The sequence below is a fragment of the Microbacterium altimontanum genome (genome assembly GCF_058349865.2).
Map to the genome: position 1 here is coordinate 334,709 of NZ_JBYRJB020000003.1, position 14,843 is coordinate 349,551.

Sequence of the window (14,843 nt, forward strand, 5' to 3'; positions counted from 1 at the left end):
CAGGCGGCAACGATCAGTGGGCGGCCTCGTCCCAGTTGCGTCCGCGCCCGATCTGCACGTCGAGCGGGACCGACAGCTGGGCCGCATCTCCCATCCGATCGTGAACGATGCGCCGTGCGGCATCCCACTCCCCCGGTGCGACCTCGACCACGAGTTCGTCGTGGATCTGCAGCAGCACGCGCGACGCGAGGCCTGCGTTGCGGAACTCCTCGTGGATGCGGAACAGCGCGATCTTCATGATGTCGGCGGCGCTGCCCTGGATGGGCGCGTTCAGAGCGGCCCGTTCCGCGTTCTCGCGCAGCACCCGATTGGGACTCGTGAGGTCGGGGAACGGGCGACGCCGGCCGAAGATCGTCTCGGTGTAACCGTCGACGCGAGCCTTCTCGACCGACGCGCGGAGGTAGTCGCGCACCGCCCCGAAACGCGCGAAGTACTCCATCATGAGCTGCTTGGCCTCGGACTGCTCGATGCGCAGCTGCTTGGACAGTCCGAACGCCGAAAGACCGTACACGAGGCCGTACGACATCGCCTTCACTTTCGTGCGCATGAACGGCGTGACCTCCGCCGGTGCAACGCCGAAGACGCGCGAGCCGACGAAACGGTGCAGGTCCTCCCCGGAGTTGAACGCCTCGATGAGCCCCGGGTCCTCGGACAGGTGCGCCATGATGCGCATCTCGATCTGCGAGTAGTCGGCGGTCAGCAGCGTCTCATACCCCTCGCCGACCTCGAACGCGGCGCGGATGCGGCGGCTCTCTTCCGTGCGGATGGGGATGTTCTGCAGATTCGGGTCGGTGCTCGACAGGCGTCCGGTCTGACTGCCGGTCTGCACATAGGTCGTGTGGATGCGGCGGTCGGCACCGATCGCGACGTCGAGCGACTCGATGATCTGGCGCAGCTTCGTCGCCTCACGGTGCTGCAGCAGCAGATCGAGGAACGGGTGCGGGTTCGACTCCTGCAGGTTCACGAGGGCGCCGGCGTCGGTCGAATAGCCGGTCTTGGTCTTGCGGGTCTTCGGGAGGGCGAGCTCCTCGAAGAGCACCTCCTGCAGCTGCTTCGGGGAGCCGAGGTTCACCTCGCGTCCGATCGCGAGGTAGGCGTCCTGCGCGAGCGCATCGGCGCGCTGACCGAGTTCGGTTGAGAAGCCCGCGAGCTTCTCGTGCGAGACCGCGACGCCGGCGAGTTCCATGTCGGCGAGGGTCACCAGCGTCGGCAGCTCGATGTCGATGAGGACACGCGACACGGCTTCCGGCAGGGCCGCGCGCTGGGATGCGGCGACGCGCAGCGTGTACCACGAGAGCTGACCGGGCGTCGCGCCCTCGGTCTCGGGGACGAGCTGCGTGGGATCCGCCTCCGGGAGCTTCTCGCCGAGATACCGCTCGACGAGGTGGCCGAGCGTCTTGTCGGGAAAGCTCGGTCGAGCGAGCCACCCGGCGATGAGGACGTCGTACGCGAGTCCGTCGACGGCGAGGCCCGCGCGGCGCAGCGCCTTCAGCTGCGGCTTGGCGTCACTGAAGACCTTGGGCGTCGCGGCCGCGAACCACCCGCCGACGGCTGCGGCGACCGCATCCGTCCACGTCGCCTCCACGGCGGCGTCCGCCGTCGAGAAGCCGATGCGGTGCGGTACCCCGCCTGCGGTCGTGAGGGTGACGCCGACCTCGCCTGGGGCCGCGTCGAGCCATGCTCCGAGGGCCGTGGGGTCGAGCTCGGACGGGGTCGGTGCGGCCACGACGGGCGCATCGTCCTGACCCGTGTCGGGGGTGTCGGTCGCCTCGAACACGCGCGGCAGCAGGGTGCGGAACTCGAGGCGGGAGAAGATGTCGCGCACGGCCTGTGCATCGATGGGCTTCACGGCGAGATCGTCGGGACCGTAGGGAAGCTCGACGTCGCAGAGCAGGCGGTTCAGACGACGATTGCGACGGACGTCATCGATGTGCTCGCGCAGGTTGCCGCCGACGACCCCCTTGATCTGATCGGCACCGTCGAGGATCGCGTCGAGCGAGCCGAACTGGGTGAGCCACTTGACGGCGGTCTTCTCCCCCACCTTCGGGACGCCCGGCAGATTGTCGCTCGTCTCGCCCACGAGCGCTGCGATGTCGGGATACTGGGCCGGCTCGACGCCGTACCGCTCGCGGACCGCCGCCGGGTCGTAGCGCTTGAGCTGCGACACGCCCTGCACGCTCGGATACAACAGGGTGACCTGGTCCGTGACGAGCTGGATGCTGTCGCGGTCGCCCGAGCAGACGAGGACGTCGTAGCCGGACTGCGCGCCCTGCGTCGCCAGCGTGGCGAGGATGTCGTCCGCCTCGTAGTCCTCCTTCGTGATCACGGGAATGCTCATCGCCGCCAGGCAGTCCTGGAGGAGCGGGATCTGGCCGCGGAACTCGGCGGGAGTCTCACTGCGGGTGGCCTTGTACTCCGCGTACTCGCGGGTGCGGAACGACGTCCGGGAGGTGTCGAAGGCGACCGCCATGTGGGTCGGCTTCTCCGCCTTGATGAGGTTCACGAGCATTGACAGGAAGCCGTAGATGCCGTTGGTGTGCTGCCCGTCCTTCGTCGAGAAGTTCTCCACCGGGAGGGCGTAGAACGCCCGGTATGCGAGGGAATGGCCGTCGACGACCAGGAGGGTAGGCTTTGCGGAGTCCGTCACCCTGCAAGCCTAGTCAGCGGCACGGACATCCCGACCGGCCCCGCAGTGAAGGCGAACGATGGCAGAAGACCGCGGCGCGACAGCGCCCGCACCGTCCCCCGGCATCGAATGGGCGATGGAGCGCGGCATGGGTGCTCTCGCCGAGAAGATGGGGCTCGAATGGGTCGAGTTCTCCCTCGAGCGCTGCGTCGCGACGATGCCCGTGGAGGGGAACACCCAGCCCGTCGGACTCATGCACGGCGGAGCATATGTCGTTCTCGGCGAGTCTCTCGGCTCCATGGCAGCCAATCTCCATGCCGGCCCCGGCCGCCTCGCGGTGGGCATCGACATCAACGCGACGCACACCCGTTCTGCGACCACCGGGCGGGTGACCGGCGTCTGCACGCCGATACATCTCGGCCGTTCGATGACGGTCCACGAGATCGTGGTGAGCGACGATCAGGGCCGACGCTGTTCCACGGTGCGCATCACGAACCTGATCAAGGACGATCCGCGCGGCTGAGGATCAGCCGCATCGATGCGCAGCCGCAGCGGCCGCGCAGCTGCGGGCGAAGGCTCAGGCCTTCTTGGGGGCGAGCTGCTCGATGATCGCCTTCGCGACATCCTGCATCGTGAGGCGACGGTCCATCGAAGCCTTCTGGATCCACCGGAACGCCTCGGGCTCGCTGAGGCCCATCTTCTCGTTCAGGAGGCCCTTGGCGCGGTCGACGAGCTTGCGGGTCTCGAAGCGCTCGACCATGTCGGCGACCTCTGCTTCGAGGGTGATGATCTGCTCGTAGCGAGCGAGCGCGATCTCGATCGCCGGGAGCAGGTCGTTCGGCGTGAATGGCTTCACGACGTACGCCAGGGCGCCTGCCTCGCTCGCCCGCTCCACGAGCTCCTTCTGGCTGAAGGCCGTGAGGAGCACGACCGGGGCGATGTGGTTCTTGCTGAGCTTCTCGGCTGCCGAGATGCCGTCGAGCTGCGGCATCTTCACGTCCATGATGACCAGGTCGGGGCGAAGCTCTGTCGCGAGGGCGACTGCTGTCTCACCGTCGCCGGCCTCGCCGACGACGTCGAATCCGTTGTCGCGCAGGATCTCGACGATGTCGAGGCGGATCAGCGATTCGTCCTCGGCGACGACGACGCGGCGCGGTGCGGATGATGCGGACCCGGGGTTCTGTTCCTGCTCAGTCACCCTAGAATCCTACGGTATCGTCGAACCTCGGCGTGAAGGCGCCGCAGACACGTGCGCCGGTGTGGCGGAATGGCAGACGCTGGGGCCCCGCGGCCGGAGGCTCCGCGCACCGCGCAGCGGTGTGTGGAGTGGCCGTGGGGGCGACTCAAACTCGATCGACGGAGACGCGTCAGCGTCGGAGTCGATGGGCTGAGCTGCGATATGCTCAACCGGACGTGCGCCGGTGTGGCGGAATGGCAGACGCGACCGACTCAAACTCGGTTGCCCGCAAGGGCGTGTGGGTTCGACTCCCACCACCGGCACATTTTCGTACCCCCTCCGATCCCAGTGTTTTCAAGGGATCGCGGGCCATGGCACTTGTTGGTTGAACGGAAAAACCAACAGAAAAACCAACAAATCGACTCCGGACGGCCTGGATGCCGCGTACATCCACACCGGAAAGGAGTCCCGTCATGGCCAAGAGAGCACCCGACGTCGAGCCGGAGGTTGTGTGCACGGCGACCGTGCATACACGCCGTCGCAAGAACGGCGTCGCGTGGGAGGTGGCGTTCCGTCACCGCGGCAAGCAGATGAGCCGGACATTCACCGACCGGGAGCTCGCCGACAGGTGGTGTGACGTCGTCCGATTCCACGGACCCGAGATCGCGCTGCGGCAGCTGGACTCGGACACCCAGGTCGAGGCGGCCCAGTGGAAGACGTTCGACCACTACGCCGGCACGTACATCGCGAGCCGCTCGGCCGTGGAGGACAAGACCGTCGAGGACTACGCCATGTTCCTGCGCACCGGGATCTCCGCCGCGTTCGGGAACATCAGCATCGGCCACATCACCGACGTGGAGATCTCCGCCTGGGTGAACAAGCAGACCGAGCTCGGCCGGGCCCCGAAGACCATCCGCAACCGCATGGGGTTCATCGCGTCCGTGTTCAACTACGCGGCAGCCAAGGGTGCGGTGGCCGTGAACCCGTGCACCGGAGTGAAGCTCCCCCAGTCCGGGCGCAAGGAGCCGGTGTTCCTGATGCCGGACGAGTTCGCGCAGATCATCCGGTTCCTGCCCGAGCCGGAGCGGGAGGTCGCGTTGTTCATCGCCGGGACTGGGCTGCGGTGGGGCGAGGTCAGCGCTCTCACCCCGGCGGATATCGACCTGCGCCGGCAGACCGTCCGGGTCAGCAAGGCGTGGAAGCACGCGAAGAAGGGGTGGTACATCGGATCCCCGAAGTCCACCCGCAGCAACCGGTCCGTGCCGCTGCCCATCGATTTGATGCCGATGCTCAGACGCCGGCTCGCGAACCCCACGCAGTTCCTGTTCACGAACAGGCAGGGCGGTCCGCTGCGCCAGCAGCGCTTCTACGAGGGGTACTGGAAGCCGGCGGTGCGGATGGCGAACGGCCTGCCCGCGTTCGAGGCATCGAAGGCGAACCCCGACGCCGGATGGACGAGCAGGGTCGGGTCCTGGTGGAAACAGCCGCCCGCCGTCACCCCGATCGGGAAGTTCCCCCGCGTGCACGACCTCCGGCACACCCACGCGTCGTGGCTTGTGGCCGACCGGGTGCCACTGACCGTCGTGCAGCGACGACTCGGCCATGAGTCGATCAAGACGACCATCGACATCTACGGCCACCTCGACGAGGAGCACGAGCGGACCGCCGCGAACTCGACGTCGAAGATGCTGCAGAGCGTCAACGAGGAGCTCACGAAGCTCAGCGGCGTCGCCGACGTCGACCAGCAGGCCGTCGCCCGCGCTCTCGAGCGGGAGCGGCTGCTGCAAGCACTGGCGGCACTCGAAGCGGACGACGAGCCAGCGGCCTAGCAGGCCCCGCTCCCCCGCTCCGGCGCGGGGCGTCGTAGAGACCGAGAGGTGCCACACGGATCGCTGCGGGCCTGGGAATGCACCGATCGACAGAGGCCCTATCCTGGTCGGGCAGGTCGCGCAGAGCTGCGCTGATCGCGATGGGGGCGGGTACGGTGAGCGAAGTGTCAGATGCAGTGCCGTGGATCGTCGGCGTGGCGTCCGTCGTATTCCTCTTGGTGGCGTGGTGGCGGTGGCAGTTCAGGAGGCTCCGCGAGCTCCGTCAGCCCCCGGGGTTCTCGCTCTTCGAGGAACGGGAGCGCGGACAGCCAACGCCCGGTCGCCCCTGACGTGCCCGCGCCATCGGCCCCTGCCGGCTGGTACGACGTGCCGGACGAGAAGCGGTTCTGGAACGGCAGTCAGTGGACGACGCCCACGATCAAGAGCGATCCGTCCTAGACCCTGGTGTCCGTCGTCCGCGACCACGAAACTGAGGTGTGGTCGCGACCCGTCAGTGCGCCGCGTCGTAGGCGTCGTAGACGCTCTTCGGCAGGCGCCCGCGATGCGTCGGGCTGACGAGCCCCTGATCCTTCGCCCACCCGACAATGCCGGGGCGGGAGTTCGACGGTGCGGCCTTCGCGCGTCCCTGGCCGCCTGCGCGGCGACCGGCCGTCATGTAGGGGTCAAGGAGCTCGTTGAGTCGTCCTGCGTTCTCGTCGGTCAGGTCGATCTCGTAGGACCGACCGTCGAGCGAGAAGGTGACAGTGCGTGCGTCCGGCGAGCCGTCGAGGTCGTCGGTCAGGATGACGGTGGAGCGCTTTGCCATGCATACGACCGTATCTGACGGTGTCCTGGTGGCCGATTCGCCTCTCCGCGCTCGTTGTGACGAATCTGGAACGAATGCGCCAGATCCGTGACATGGCCGGGTCCAGGCCGCACGTCAGTGGCCGCCCGTAGGATAGCTGAAGGCGCCCCCGAGCGCCGGCACCCAGCGCCGGCCCCAGAGGCACCTTCGAGCGCATCCCCAGAAATGAACACGCTCGGACAGCATAGCGCACTTGTCCCCCACATGGGGGACAAGTGCGCTGTTCGCTTGACGCATAGGACCCTATGGCCCACGCACTAACGCTTCCCGACCCCGTCGTCGCCGTTGCTGGCGACTGGCACGGCAATGCGGGCTGGGCGGGTACTGCCATCCCCGCGATCCGCCGCGCCGACCCGCACGTGACGACGATCCTGCATGTCGGGGACTTCTGGCCGGCCGGCCCCTTTCTGAACACCGTCGACTACTACGCCAGCGCCAAGAGCGGGAACGAGAGCGCGCGTGACCTGCACGTGTACGTCACCCTGGGCAACCACGAGCCGTGGGGCAAGCTGAGACCGCTCATCGCCGGCGGCGCCCCGGTCCAGGTGTCCAAGCACGTGACGGTCCTCCCCCGCCCGTACCGGTTCGAGCTCGGAGGACGCACCGTCCTCTCCCTCGGCGGCGCCGCCTCCGTGGACCGGCAGTGGCGGACCGAGGGGCGCGACTGGTGGCCCGACGAGATGCCGACCGACGAACAGTGCGACCGGGCGAGCGCCGGCGGGCCGGCGGACCTCATGATCACCCACGAGTCGCCCGATGGCAGTCCGGTACGCGCCGTGCATAACGTCCTCGCGACGAACCCGCACCACTTCCCCATCGACGCGCTCGCCTACTCCGCGGAGTCCCGCCGGCGCATCGGCCGCGTCTGGGACGCCGTGAACCCGGAGCTGCTGGTGCACGGGCACATGCACGTCGCGGGTGGCGGGCAGACCGAGGACGGACGTCGCGTGATGTCGCTCGACCGCGACACCATGGCGAACAACATGGTCCTCCTGGACATGGCGACCCTGACCGCCGAGCCGATCCGCGTGCGGTAGATCGCCCGTCCAACCGGGTACACGCCGGCTGACGGTGCGCGCCGCGCGCGGCCCGTACGTCCATTGGGGTCCCGACCCGGTGTACTCTGACACTTCCGTCGAAGGGTCTAGACGTGGGTGAACACAAGGGGCAGGTCGTCGGCTACGTGCGAGTGAGCACCGCCGACCAGAACGAGGCACGGCAGCTGGAGGCGATCGGTGAGGTCGATCGCCTGTTCTCCGAGAAGGTGTCCGGCAAGAGCGCGGACCGCGCCGAGCTTCAGGAGATGCTCTCCTACGTGCGGCAGGGCGATGTCGTCCGGGTGAAGTCCGTGGACCGGCTCGCCCGGTCAACGACCGACCTGCTCGGGATCGTCGGTGCGCTGCGTCAGAAGGGCGTCGAACTTGAGTTCGTGGACAGCCCGTCGCTGAACACCGACACCCCGCAGGGCGAGTTCATGCTCACGATCCTCGCGGCCGTCGCGCAGCTGGAACGCGCGACGATCCGCGAACGGCAGGCAGAGGGCATCGCGCTCGCGAAGGCGAGGGGCGTGTACGACCGTCGGCCAAAGCTCACCGGTAAGCAGATCGCGCATGCCCGACAGCGGATCGCAGACGATGTGCCGAAAGCGGCGATCGCCCGCGAGCTCGGCGTGTCCCGGCAGACGCTGTACACGGCGCTGCGGGGAGCGGGTAGCTACGCCGGCTGAGGGGCACCGCCCTCGCGGGCGCCGGCGTGCGCTCAGGGAACGAAGGGCTCGCCGGTCAGGCGTTCGATCTCGGCCGCCGCCTCCGCGTAGGTGGCGAACGTGTCGGCGAGCTCTCGGCGCCGGTCGTCCCACACCCGGTGCGGGATGTAGCAGGTGTGCGCCGCACCGTCGCTGTCGCGATACCGTCGCTCGGTGATCGTCCACGCGTCCATCCACGCACGGACCTTGCGCCGCAGGCCCCGGTCGCGGTTGCCGCGGGTTCGGTAGAGGAGCACGGTTCCCTCGATCCGCGCGTGACGGTAGAGCTGGTCCGCGCCACTGAGCCTCGGCCGGCGGCGCCGGATCATGCGGCCACCGCCACAGGCTGGCGATGCGTTTCGGCATCGGCGGCGATCAGGGTGTCGATCTCCGCGAGACGGGCGAGCGCATCCTGCAGCTTCTGCTCGTCGGGGAACGAGGTGGTCGCCGCGACGTACCGCTGCTCGTCGGCCTCCCGCGACATCGCCGCCGCCTGCCGTTCCCAGCCGTCGCAGCGGTCACCCAGACCGTCGAGGAGCCGGTCGGCGGCCTCGGCGATCACCGTGGCAATGACCATCGCGCCACGGCGCAGGAGCTTCGGGGCAAGCGGCACCGTCTCGAGCGAGGAGTACCCGTGGTCCACGTCCACGCGCACCAGGCGCCGGTTCTCGTGGACCGGGCGCAGGACCATGCCGCGCCACTGTGCCCGCCCGGCGTACGAGTAGCCGAGCCCGGGTGCGTGGTCGCCGGTCCACGACTCCACCACGCCGACGAGCGCCGCGGCCTCAGACTCGGTGCGCTCGGTGATCCGAGGCAGGGCCTCCCGGCCGAGCTTGACCGATCTGAGGAGCGCTGTCGCGCGCTCGTCGAGGGTCTTCGCGGAGCCCTCGGCCTTACGGATCGACTGCATGTGCACCGAGCGCATCAGCTGGAGCTTCTTGACCTCGGCACGCACCGTCGCCTGATCCAGCAGCAGCGGGTTGCCCGATGCGAGCGCCTTGACCTCGCCGTAGCTGATGGTGGCCGCCGACACGTCCTCGATCTCTCGGGCGGTGGCGCCGGTGGCGTACAGCGCGTCGAACGAGCGGGACTTCCGCTCGAGCGCCTGCCACATGTACGCGTCGAACGTGCCCTCGGTGACGAGCCTTGTGACGGTGACATGGCCGGAGCGGTTGCCGGGCCGGATGCCGCGGCCGTCCCGCTGGATGACGTCGGAGGGCAGCCACGGGGCGTCCACGTGCCAGAGGTTGGTGAGCCGGGTCTGCACATTGGTGCCCATCCCCACCTTCGAGGTGGACCCGATGAGCAGGGCCACCTCGCCGTCGCGGCAGGAGGCGAACAGGGCCGCGCGCGCCTTGTCGGTCGTCGCCTCGTGCACGAACCGGATCATGTGCGCCGGCACGCCGCGGTCGACGACTGCGCGGCGCAGCCGGCCGTACGTGGACGAGTCGGAGGGTTTCGGTGTGCCGAGGTCGAGGAATGCCAGCTGAAACGCGCCGGGGACCGGATGGCTGCCGAAGGTGCGGGTCTTGTACTGGTGGTACGTGCGGGCGACGCGCTCGGCGAGTTCTTCGATCTTCGTGGAGATCTCGTCGATGCCCACCAGCCGCGGGTCGAGGGCGACCTTCCGGCCGTCGTTGCAGACGAGGAGCATCGAGTCGTCGGTCTGCCCGCCGTCCACCGTCGCCCGCTGCCCGGCCTTCTTGCCGCGGATCGCATCGGCCCGCTCCGCGAGGTCACCGACGAAGGCACTCTGCTCCTCGGTCGGTTCGACGACGACCGTCTCGATCGTGTGCGACGGACGGTGCAGCCCGAGCGAGGCGGGGTCGATGATGTCGGCCACCTGCGCGAGGAGGGTCTTCAGTTCCGGGGCGTTGACGACGCCGACGGGGCGACGCTGCATCCGGAATCCGGAGCCGTCGGGGGCGACCTCGATGCTTGTCTCGTACCGGATGAACGCGGAGACCCACGCGTCGAAAGCCAGGAGGTCCAGGTCCCGAAGCGTGTCGGGCTGGAGGTAACGCTGCCAGACCCAGGTCTCGGCGAGGGTGTTCGACCACGGGGTGCCGGTGAACAGGCTGATCACCGGTGCACCAGCGGGCCGGCGAGCGGCCAACGTCTCGATCTTCACGAGCAGGTCGGTCGCGCGTTTCGATGATCCGCTGCCAAGGCCCGAGTCGCGGTTCGTCGAGTCGGTCGAGAGCCGGCGGAACAGGTGGGCTTCGTCCACCATGATGTAGTCGACGCCCAGCTGCTCGAACCAGATCGCGCCGGTGTCGGTCAGCGCGTTGCTCCGCAGCTTCCCGATGCGGGACTCCAGCGCGCGGATAGCACGGGCGATCGCCTTCGGGCCCTTCTCCTTACGCCCGCCAGTCGAGGACTGCAGCGCGCACTGCAGGTCGAACTTCTGCTCAGCCAGCCACTCGCGCTCGTTATCGGGGTGGACAGGAATCGAGGTGAACGCGGAGTGCGTCATGATCACCGCATCCCAGTCGCCGGTTGCGCAACGGGCCGCGAACAGCCGGCGGGCATCGCGCGCCAGGTCCTCCTTCGTCGCGATCAGGAACCGGCCGGTCGGGAAGGTCTGCTGCCCCTCCCGGGCGATCTGGTCGAGGAGGTGGTTCGGAACGACGATCAGCGGCTTGTTCGCAAGCCCGAACTGGCGCAGCGTCCGCGCCGCCATGAACATCTCAGCGGTCTTGCCGGCGCCCACCGGGTGCGCGAGGAGCGCCCGCGGTGTGCTGACGATCCGCTCGACCGCGGCCCGCTGGTGCGCCCACGGGGTGAAGTCGGAGGCAAGGCCGGGGAAGGTGAGCCCCGCTCCCGAATAGACCCGCGTGACGTGGCTGTTCAGCTTCCGGTTGTAGTCCTCGCAGATGCGGGCGGCGCGCTCCTCGTCCTCCCAGACCCAGGTGGTGAACCTGTCCTTGATCTGCTCCAGCTTCTCGTTCGCGGCCGCCGATTTCTGCACGTTGCGCACGGACACCCAGTCCTGGTGCGCCGCGCTCCACACCCGGTCGGTGATCTCGGGGACGCGTGCGTTCAGCGCGCACTCCACCAGGTGCGCGGGGCTCGCGTCCGTCGTCCCGTATGTCAGCTGCGCCTCGGCGGAGGAGATGGACTCCCCCACCTCCCACACGCCGCGGGAGCGCTCGTGAGCCACCTGGGGCCAGGCCACCCCCATCTCCTCGCGGAGGAACGCCTGAACGTCACCCACCGAGACGAACGGGGAGCCGAGCGACATCTTTATCTCGAGCGGTCCAAGGTCTACGGGGACGACCTTCTCCAGCGCCGCGGCGTTGCGCTCGAGGCCTGCGGCCCTCGCGTCCTCGAGCTTCTGGCGCACATCGCCGGAGAGGTATTCGCTCGCCGGCACCAGACGGCCGGCATCCTCGAACACCAGGTCGCCGAGAGCGTCGCGGGCGGCGGACATGTCGTTGAGGCCGAGGAGCGAGGAGACGCGCACGAGGTCAACCCGCCCGCTCTCCCCCAGGCTGACGGCGAGGGCTTCGGCCGGCGACTCGACGCTGTGCACGGGTTCGGGCAGGCGGTTCACACGGCGCAGGAGGATCGGGGAGGGGCCGGCCTCGCCGGTCTCCTGGTCGAACACCTCGAGCGCCATGACTAGAGCGGCGTCCGGGTCACGGCGGAACCCGCCCATCGCCGGGCGGCGCCAAGAGAGAGCGGGAAGGCCCGTCTCCTCGTCGACCTTCCCCTCGACGAGGGTCCCGCGGTTGAGGTGCCCGAACCGCTGCACGTACGCCTCGTACGCCTCGCGGGTCCGATCCCGCAGCGGCGCAATCTCGGCGTCCGGTGCGTGCATGTCGGTCTCGGCGGCCAGGAGTCCCACGGCGAGGTCACGCAGGCCGATGAGCGCCGCGAGTTCCTTGTTCGCACGCGCCGGCGCGAGCTTCCCGCCGGTCACGCGGAACATCTGCCCGTCGACCAGGTGGAAGCTGCCTTCCTTCCGTCCCGCGCTGTCGGCGAGCACGACCTCGGAGAGATCGGCGACATCCGCCCGCTCAGCGTACGGAGCGAGGAACGGGTGCAGTGCGCTCGCTGCGCGCGCAATGTCGGCGGCCGGGTCGTCGCTGTGCACAGTGAGCGGGCTCCGCGACCAGCCCGTGGCGAGCATCCGGCCCGCCACATGCTCGGGGCGAGCCTCCCAGTACCGGGACACCCGCGGCGCGTCGGCGACCGTGACCCCGTCGCGCGCGGGCTCGGTGATCCGCGGCCGCTGGTCGAGCGCCTGGCGGGTGATCCGGCGGCTGTAGTAGTCGTACTCCTCGGGCCCGTACTCGACGTCGGAGGGGGTCGGCCAGGCCGGGAGGGTCACGGCGTCGTTCTTCCGGATCACGACGAGGTCGGTCACGACATCGGTTCCCGCGGTCGCGAACGCGCCGGCCGGCAGCCGCACGGCTCCGATGAGCGCGGCGCCCGCCATCCCGCGGATGGTCTCGTGCAGGCCGCTCGTTGCGTCCATCGTGTGGCGGCTCGTGATGAGCACCACGTAGCCGCCCTCGCGCACGGCGCTCACCGCACGCTCGATGAAGTAGTTGTGGAGCGCACCGCCGCGGCCCTGCTTGTCGTAGACGCGGGCGGAGGAGAACGGGACGTTGCCGACGACAGCGTCGAAGTGGCCGTCGCGCAGGGCCGTCTCCTCCAGCTTTCCGGTGAGGATGTCGGCTGTGGGATGCAGGAGGCGCGCGACACGCGCGCTCGTCGGGTCCACCTCGACACCGGTCCACGAGCAGTCCCAGCCGGCGGGCGCCGCGCTCATGAACGCGCCGGACCCGCAGCCGGGCTCGAGGATCGCGCCGCCAGTGAACCCGGCAGCCGAAAGGATCCCGTAGACCGTGTCGGTGACCAGGCGCGGGGTGAAGAACGACGTGTCCACCTGGTCGCGCGCCGCGGCGATCGCTTCCGCCGGCACCGTCTCGTCCAGGCGGTCAGCGATTTCCAACCACTGGCCCGTCGGCGCTTTCGCGAACGCGGGCGCGAGCGCTCCCCACCCGGCGAACGTCTCGAGGATCGACCGCTGCTCGGGGGTCGGCGCCGTCCCATCGGGCAGGGACCAGGCGAGTTCGACGGCGGCGAGTTGGGCGGCGAGATCGGCGTTCATGCCCCTGTTATGCGCGGGCCTCATGGCGGCCGATCCGTCTCGCTACCAGTCGATGGCCACTGCTACGCCGGAGAACACCGCGATCAGCATCGCGAGATACCACAGGTCCATCCACGGCTGCTGCCCGGGAAGGGAGCGGAGGCAGACGAGGACGCACAGCCCCGCCAGGGTGAGTGCCCGGCAAAGTCACGCTTCGTGGAGCCTCTATGCGCGCGGGCGCTCAGTGGTCCGCGTGTCCGTAGCGCAGTTCGTCGATCAGTTGGTGGACATGCCGAACCTGGGGAACGTCCTGGAATCGGATGCCGGTCCCGGTCGGCCCGCCGCTTTGCCGAGTGAGAGCGTTCTGCTGATGCTGGTGGCCCGCGACGGCCGCGTCATGGAACACGAGCGTTCCGCATCCGAAGACGCGGTCGAGGATCCCGCGCTCCATGTCCAGCGACACGATCCGATCCATCGAGATCTCGCGCGAGTTCTTGTAGAGAACACCCCACTGTGCGGTGACCCGGTGCTCGGTGACCGTGAAGGTGGAGTTCCACCACCGAAGGGCAGGGAGGATCGCGTAAGCGAACTCGGCGACGCCGATCGCGGAGTGGATGATGAGTGCACCGTACTGGTCGAACACCTCCAGCCCGATCTCGTGCGGCAGGTATCGCACGACGGCGACGTGCGCGGCGATCAAGAGGAGCTGCGCGACGAGCGGCACGAACAGCACCTTCGGGTGCGTGCGAACGGAGAGCAGAGTCTTCTCGGGCTCGGACATGCCTCTCTATGCGCCGAGCGTGAGATTCGCGCACTGCTCAAATGGGCTCCGGCACATGGCGCCCGTCCGATGCCTCAGGGGCGTGCCGGCGAGTAGGCGCTGATGCCGTGGAGGTCCTCGAACAGGACGTCCGCGTGCCAGTGGTTCGGCCACGCGCTGGGGTCGTTCAGCTGCGCGACGAGCTCGGCAACGGTGCTCGCGCCGAACCCGGCGGTGTCCTCTTCGTTGGAGGCGCGAACGTAGCTGTAGCGAGTGGTGGGGACGTGGTGCTCTACCTGCTCGCTGCGTGTCTTGGTCAGCGTGGTCCCGCCGCACGTCTTTCCCCGGCAGCACTGACGGATGATGTACTCCGGCAGCTCCTCGAACGGCGTGTCTGGGCTGTACGTCGGCTGCGGGATGAGCGCGAACTGCCGGTACCCCTCCTCGGTGCTGTTGAGTGCCTGCTCATGACGCTCGTGCGCGTCCGGGTGTGCCGCCCAGACCTCTTCGACCGTCGGCGCGGGCCGGCGGCGGGCGGGCGGAATGATCTCCTCGCTCTGGCGGATGACCATGATGTTCCCGCGGAAGCACACCTCGTATCCGTTCGGGAAGGTTCTCTCCCCGTAGATCAGCTCGTTCGCGATCGCCCGCAGCTGGTCGTCGTCGAATCGGGTAGTGCCGTCGGTCACACGGAGGACAGCTTCGTTCACGGCGGCGGCCAGGGCGTCGGGCAGGTTCATGGTCTCGTTATGCGCAGCCCCG

At 68.8% G+C, this 14,843-nt stretch carries 11 protein-coding genes and 1 tRNA gene; 5 read left to right on the forward strand and 7 right to left on the reverse strand.

What is annotated here, in order from left to right; translation table 11 throughout:
- Nucleotides 1-13: 13 nt before the first annotated feature.
- Nucleotides 14-2,647, reverse strand: a complete 2,634-nt coding sequence (gene polA / locus AC3RX1_RS06425; protein ID WP_491500407.1) for a DNA polymerase I — start codon at nucleotides 2,645-2,647, stop codon at nucleotides 14-16.
- Between the two features lie 58 nt (nucleotides 2,648-2,705).
- Here polA and AC3RX1_RS06430 point away from each other — a divergent pair, with 58 nt between their 5' ends.
- Nucleotides 2,706-3,149 (forward strand): hotdog fold thioesterase, encoded by a 444-nt coding sequence (locus AC3RX1_RS06430; RefSeq protein WP_491500408.1) that lies wholly within the window; start codon nucleotides 2,706-2,708, stop codon nucleotides 3,147-3,149.
- A gap of 54 nt (nucleotides 3,150-3,203) precedes the next feature.
- Here AC3RX1_RS06430 and AC3RX1_RS06435 read toward each other — a convergent pair whose 3' ends face one another.
- Nucleotides 3,204-3,824, reverse strand: a complete 621-nt coding sequence (locus tag AC3RX1_RS06435) for an ANTAR domain-containing response regulator (protein WP_491500409.1) — start codon at nucleotides 3,822-3,824, stop codon at nucleotides 3,204-3,206.
- A gap of 219 nt (nucleotides 3,825-4,043) precedes the next feature.
- On the opposite strand from AC3RX1_RS06435, the gene AC3RX1_RS06440 reads away from it, so the two are divergent.
- Nucleotides 4,044-4,126: transfer RNA gene (locus tag AC3RX1_RS06440), tRNA-Leu, on the forward strand.
- A gap of 150 nt (nucleotides 4,127-4,276) precedes the next feature.
- Nucleotides 4,277-5,632, forward strand: a complete 1,356-nt coding sequence (locus AC3RX1_RS06445; RefSeq protein ID WP_491500410.1) for a tyrosine-type recombinase/integrase — start codon at nucleotides 4,277-4,279, stop codon at nucleotides 5,630-5,632.
- Between the two features lie 490 nt (nucleotides 5,633-6,122).
- Here AC3RX1_RS06445 and AC3RX1_RS06450 read toward each other — a convergent pair whose 3' ends face one another.
- Nucleotides 6,123-6,437 (reverse strand): histone-like nucleoid-structuring protein Lsr2, encoded by a 315-nt coding sequence (locus AC3RX1_RS06450; protein ID WP_491500411.1) that lies wholly within the window; start codon nucleotides 6,435-6,437, stop codon nucleotides 6,123-6,125.
- A gap of 284 nt (nucleotides 6,438-6,721) precedes the next feature.
- Between AC3RX1_RS06450 and AC3RX1_RS06455 the strand changes: the two genes are divergently transcribed.
- Nucleotides 6,722-7,513 (forward strand): metallophosphoesterase family protein, encoded by a 792-nt coding sequence (locus AC3RX1_RS06455; protein WP_491500412.1) that lies wholly within the window; start codon nucleotides 6,722-6,724, stop codon nucleotides 7,511-7,513.
- 113 nt (nucleotides 7,514-7,626) lie between these two features.
- The gene (locus AC3RX1_RS06460) at nucleotides 7,627-8,202 is read left to right on the forward strand and encodes a recombinase family protein (protein WP_491500413.1); all 576 of its coding nucleotides are present in this window, start codon (nucleotides 7,627-7,629) and stop codon (nucleotides 8,200-8,202) included.
- 32 nt (nucleotides 8,203-8,234) lie between these two features.
- Here AC3RX1_RS06460 and AC3RX1_RS06465 read toward each other — a convergent pair whose 3' ends face one another.
- The 4 genes from AC3RX1_RS06465 to AC3RX1_RS06480 all read right to left on the reverse strand — a co-directional run bounded on the left by AC3RX1_RS06465 (nucleotide 8,235) and on the right by AC3RX1_RS06480 (nucleotide 14,821).
- Nucleotides 8,235-8,477, reverse strand: a complete 243-nt coding sequence (locus AC3RX1_RS06465) for a hypothetical protein (RefSeq protein WP_491500414.1) — start codon at nucleotides 8,475-8,477, stop codon at nucleotides 8,235-8,237.
- Nucleotides 8,478-8,545: 68 nt separating this feature from the next.
- Entirely contained in the window at nucleotides 8,546-13,342 is a 4,797-nt protein-coding gene (locus AC3RX1_RS06470; protein ID WP_491500415.1) for a helicase-like domain-containing protein, read from the reverse strand.
- A gap of 220 nt (nucleotides 13,343-13,562) precedes the next feature.
- On the reverse strand, nucleotides 13,563-14,102 hold the full coding sequence (locus AC3RX1_RS06475; RefSeq protein WP_491500416.1) for a PH domain-containing protein: 540 nt from the start codon (nucleotides 14,100-14,102) through the stop codon (nucleotides 13,563-13,565).
- 74 nt (nucleotides 14,103-14,176) lie between these two features.
- Nucleotides 14,177-14,821 (reverse strand): hypothetical protein, encoded by a 645-nt coding sequence (locus AC3RX1_RS06480; protein ID WP_491500417.1) that lies wholly within the window; start codon nucleotides 14,819-14,821, stop codon nucleotides 14,177-14,179.
- Nucleotides 14,822-14,843: the final 22 nt, after the last annotated feature.

Coding starts and splice junctions, on each gene's coding strand:
- AC3RX1_RS06450 (WP_491500411.1), bottom strand. CDS start 6,437: ATGGCAAAGCGCTCCACCGTCATCCTGACCGACGACCTCGACGGCTCG.
- AC3RX1_RS06480 (WP_491500417.1), bottom strand. CDS start 14,821: ATGAACCTGCCCGACGCCCTGGCCGCCGCCGTGAACGAAGCTGTCCTC.
- AC3RX1_RS06475 (WP_491500416.1), bottom strand. CDS start 14,102: ATGTCCGAGCCCGAGAAGACTCTGCTCTCCGTTCGCACGCACCCGAAG.
- AC3RX1_RS06445 (WP_491500410.1), top strand. CDS start 4,277: ATGGCCAAGAGAGCACCCGACGTCGAGCCGGAGGTTGTGTGCACGGCG.
- AC3RX1_RS06430 (WP_491500408.1), top strand. CDS start 2,706: ATGGCAGAAGACCGCGGCGCGACAGCGCCCGCACCGTCCCCCGGCATC.
- AC3RX1_RS06455 (WP_491500412.1), top strand. CDS start 6,722: ATGGCCCACGCACTAACGCTTCCCGACCCCGTCGTCGCCGTTGCTGGC.
- AC3RX1_RS06470 (WP_491500415.1), bottom strand. CDS start 13,342: ATGAACGCCGATCTCGCCGCCCAACTCGCCGCCGTCGAACTCGCCTGG.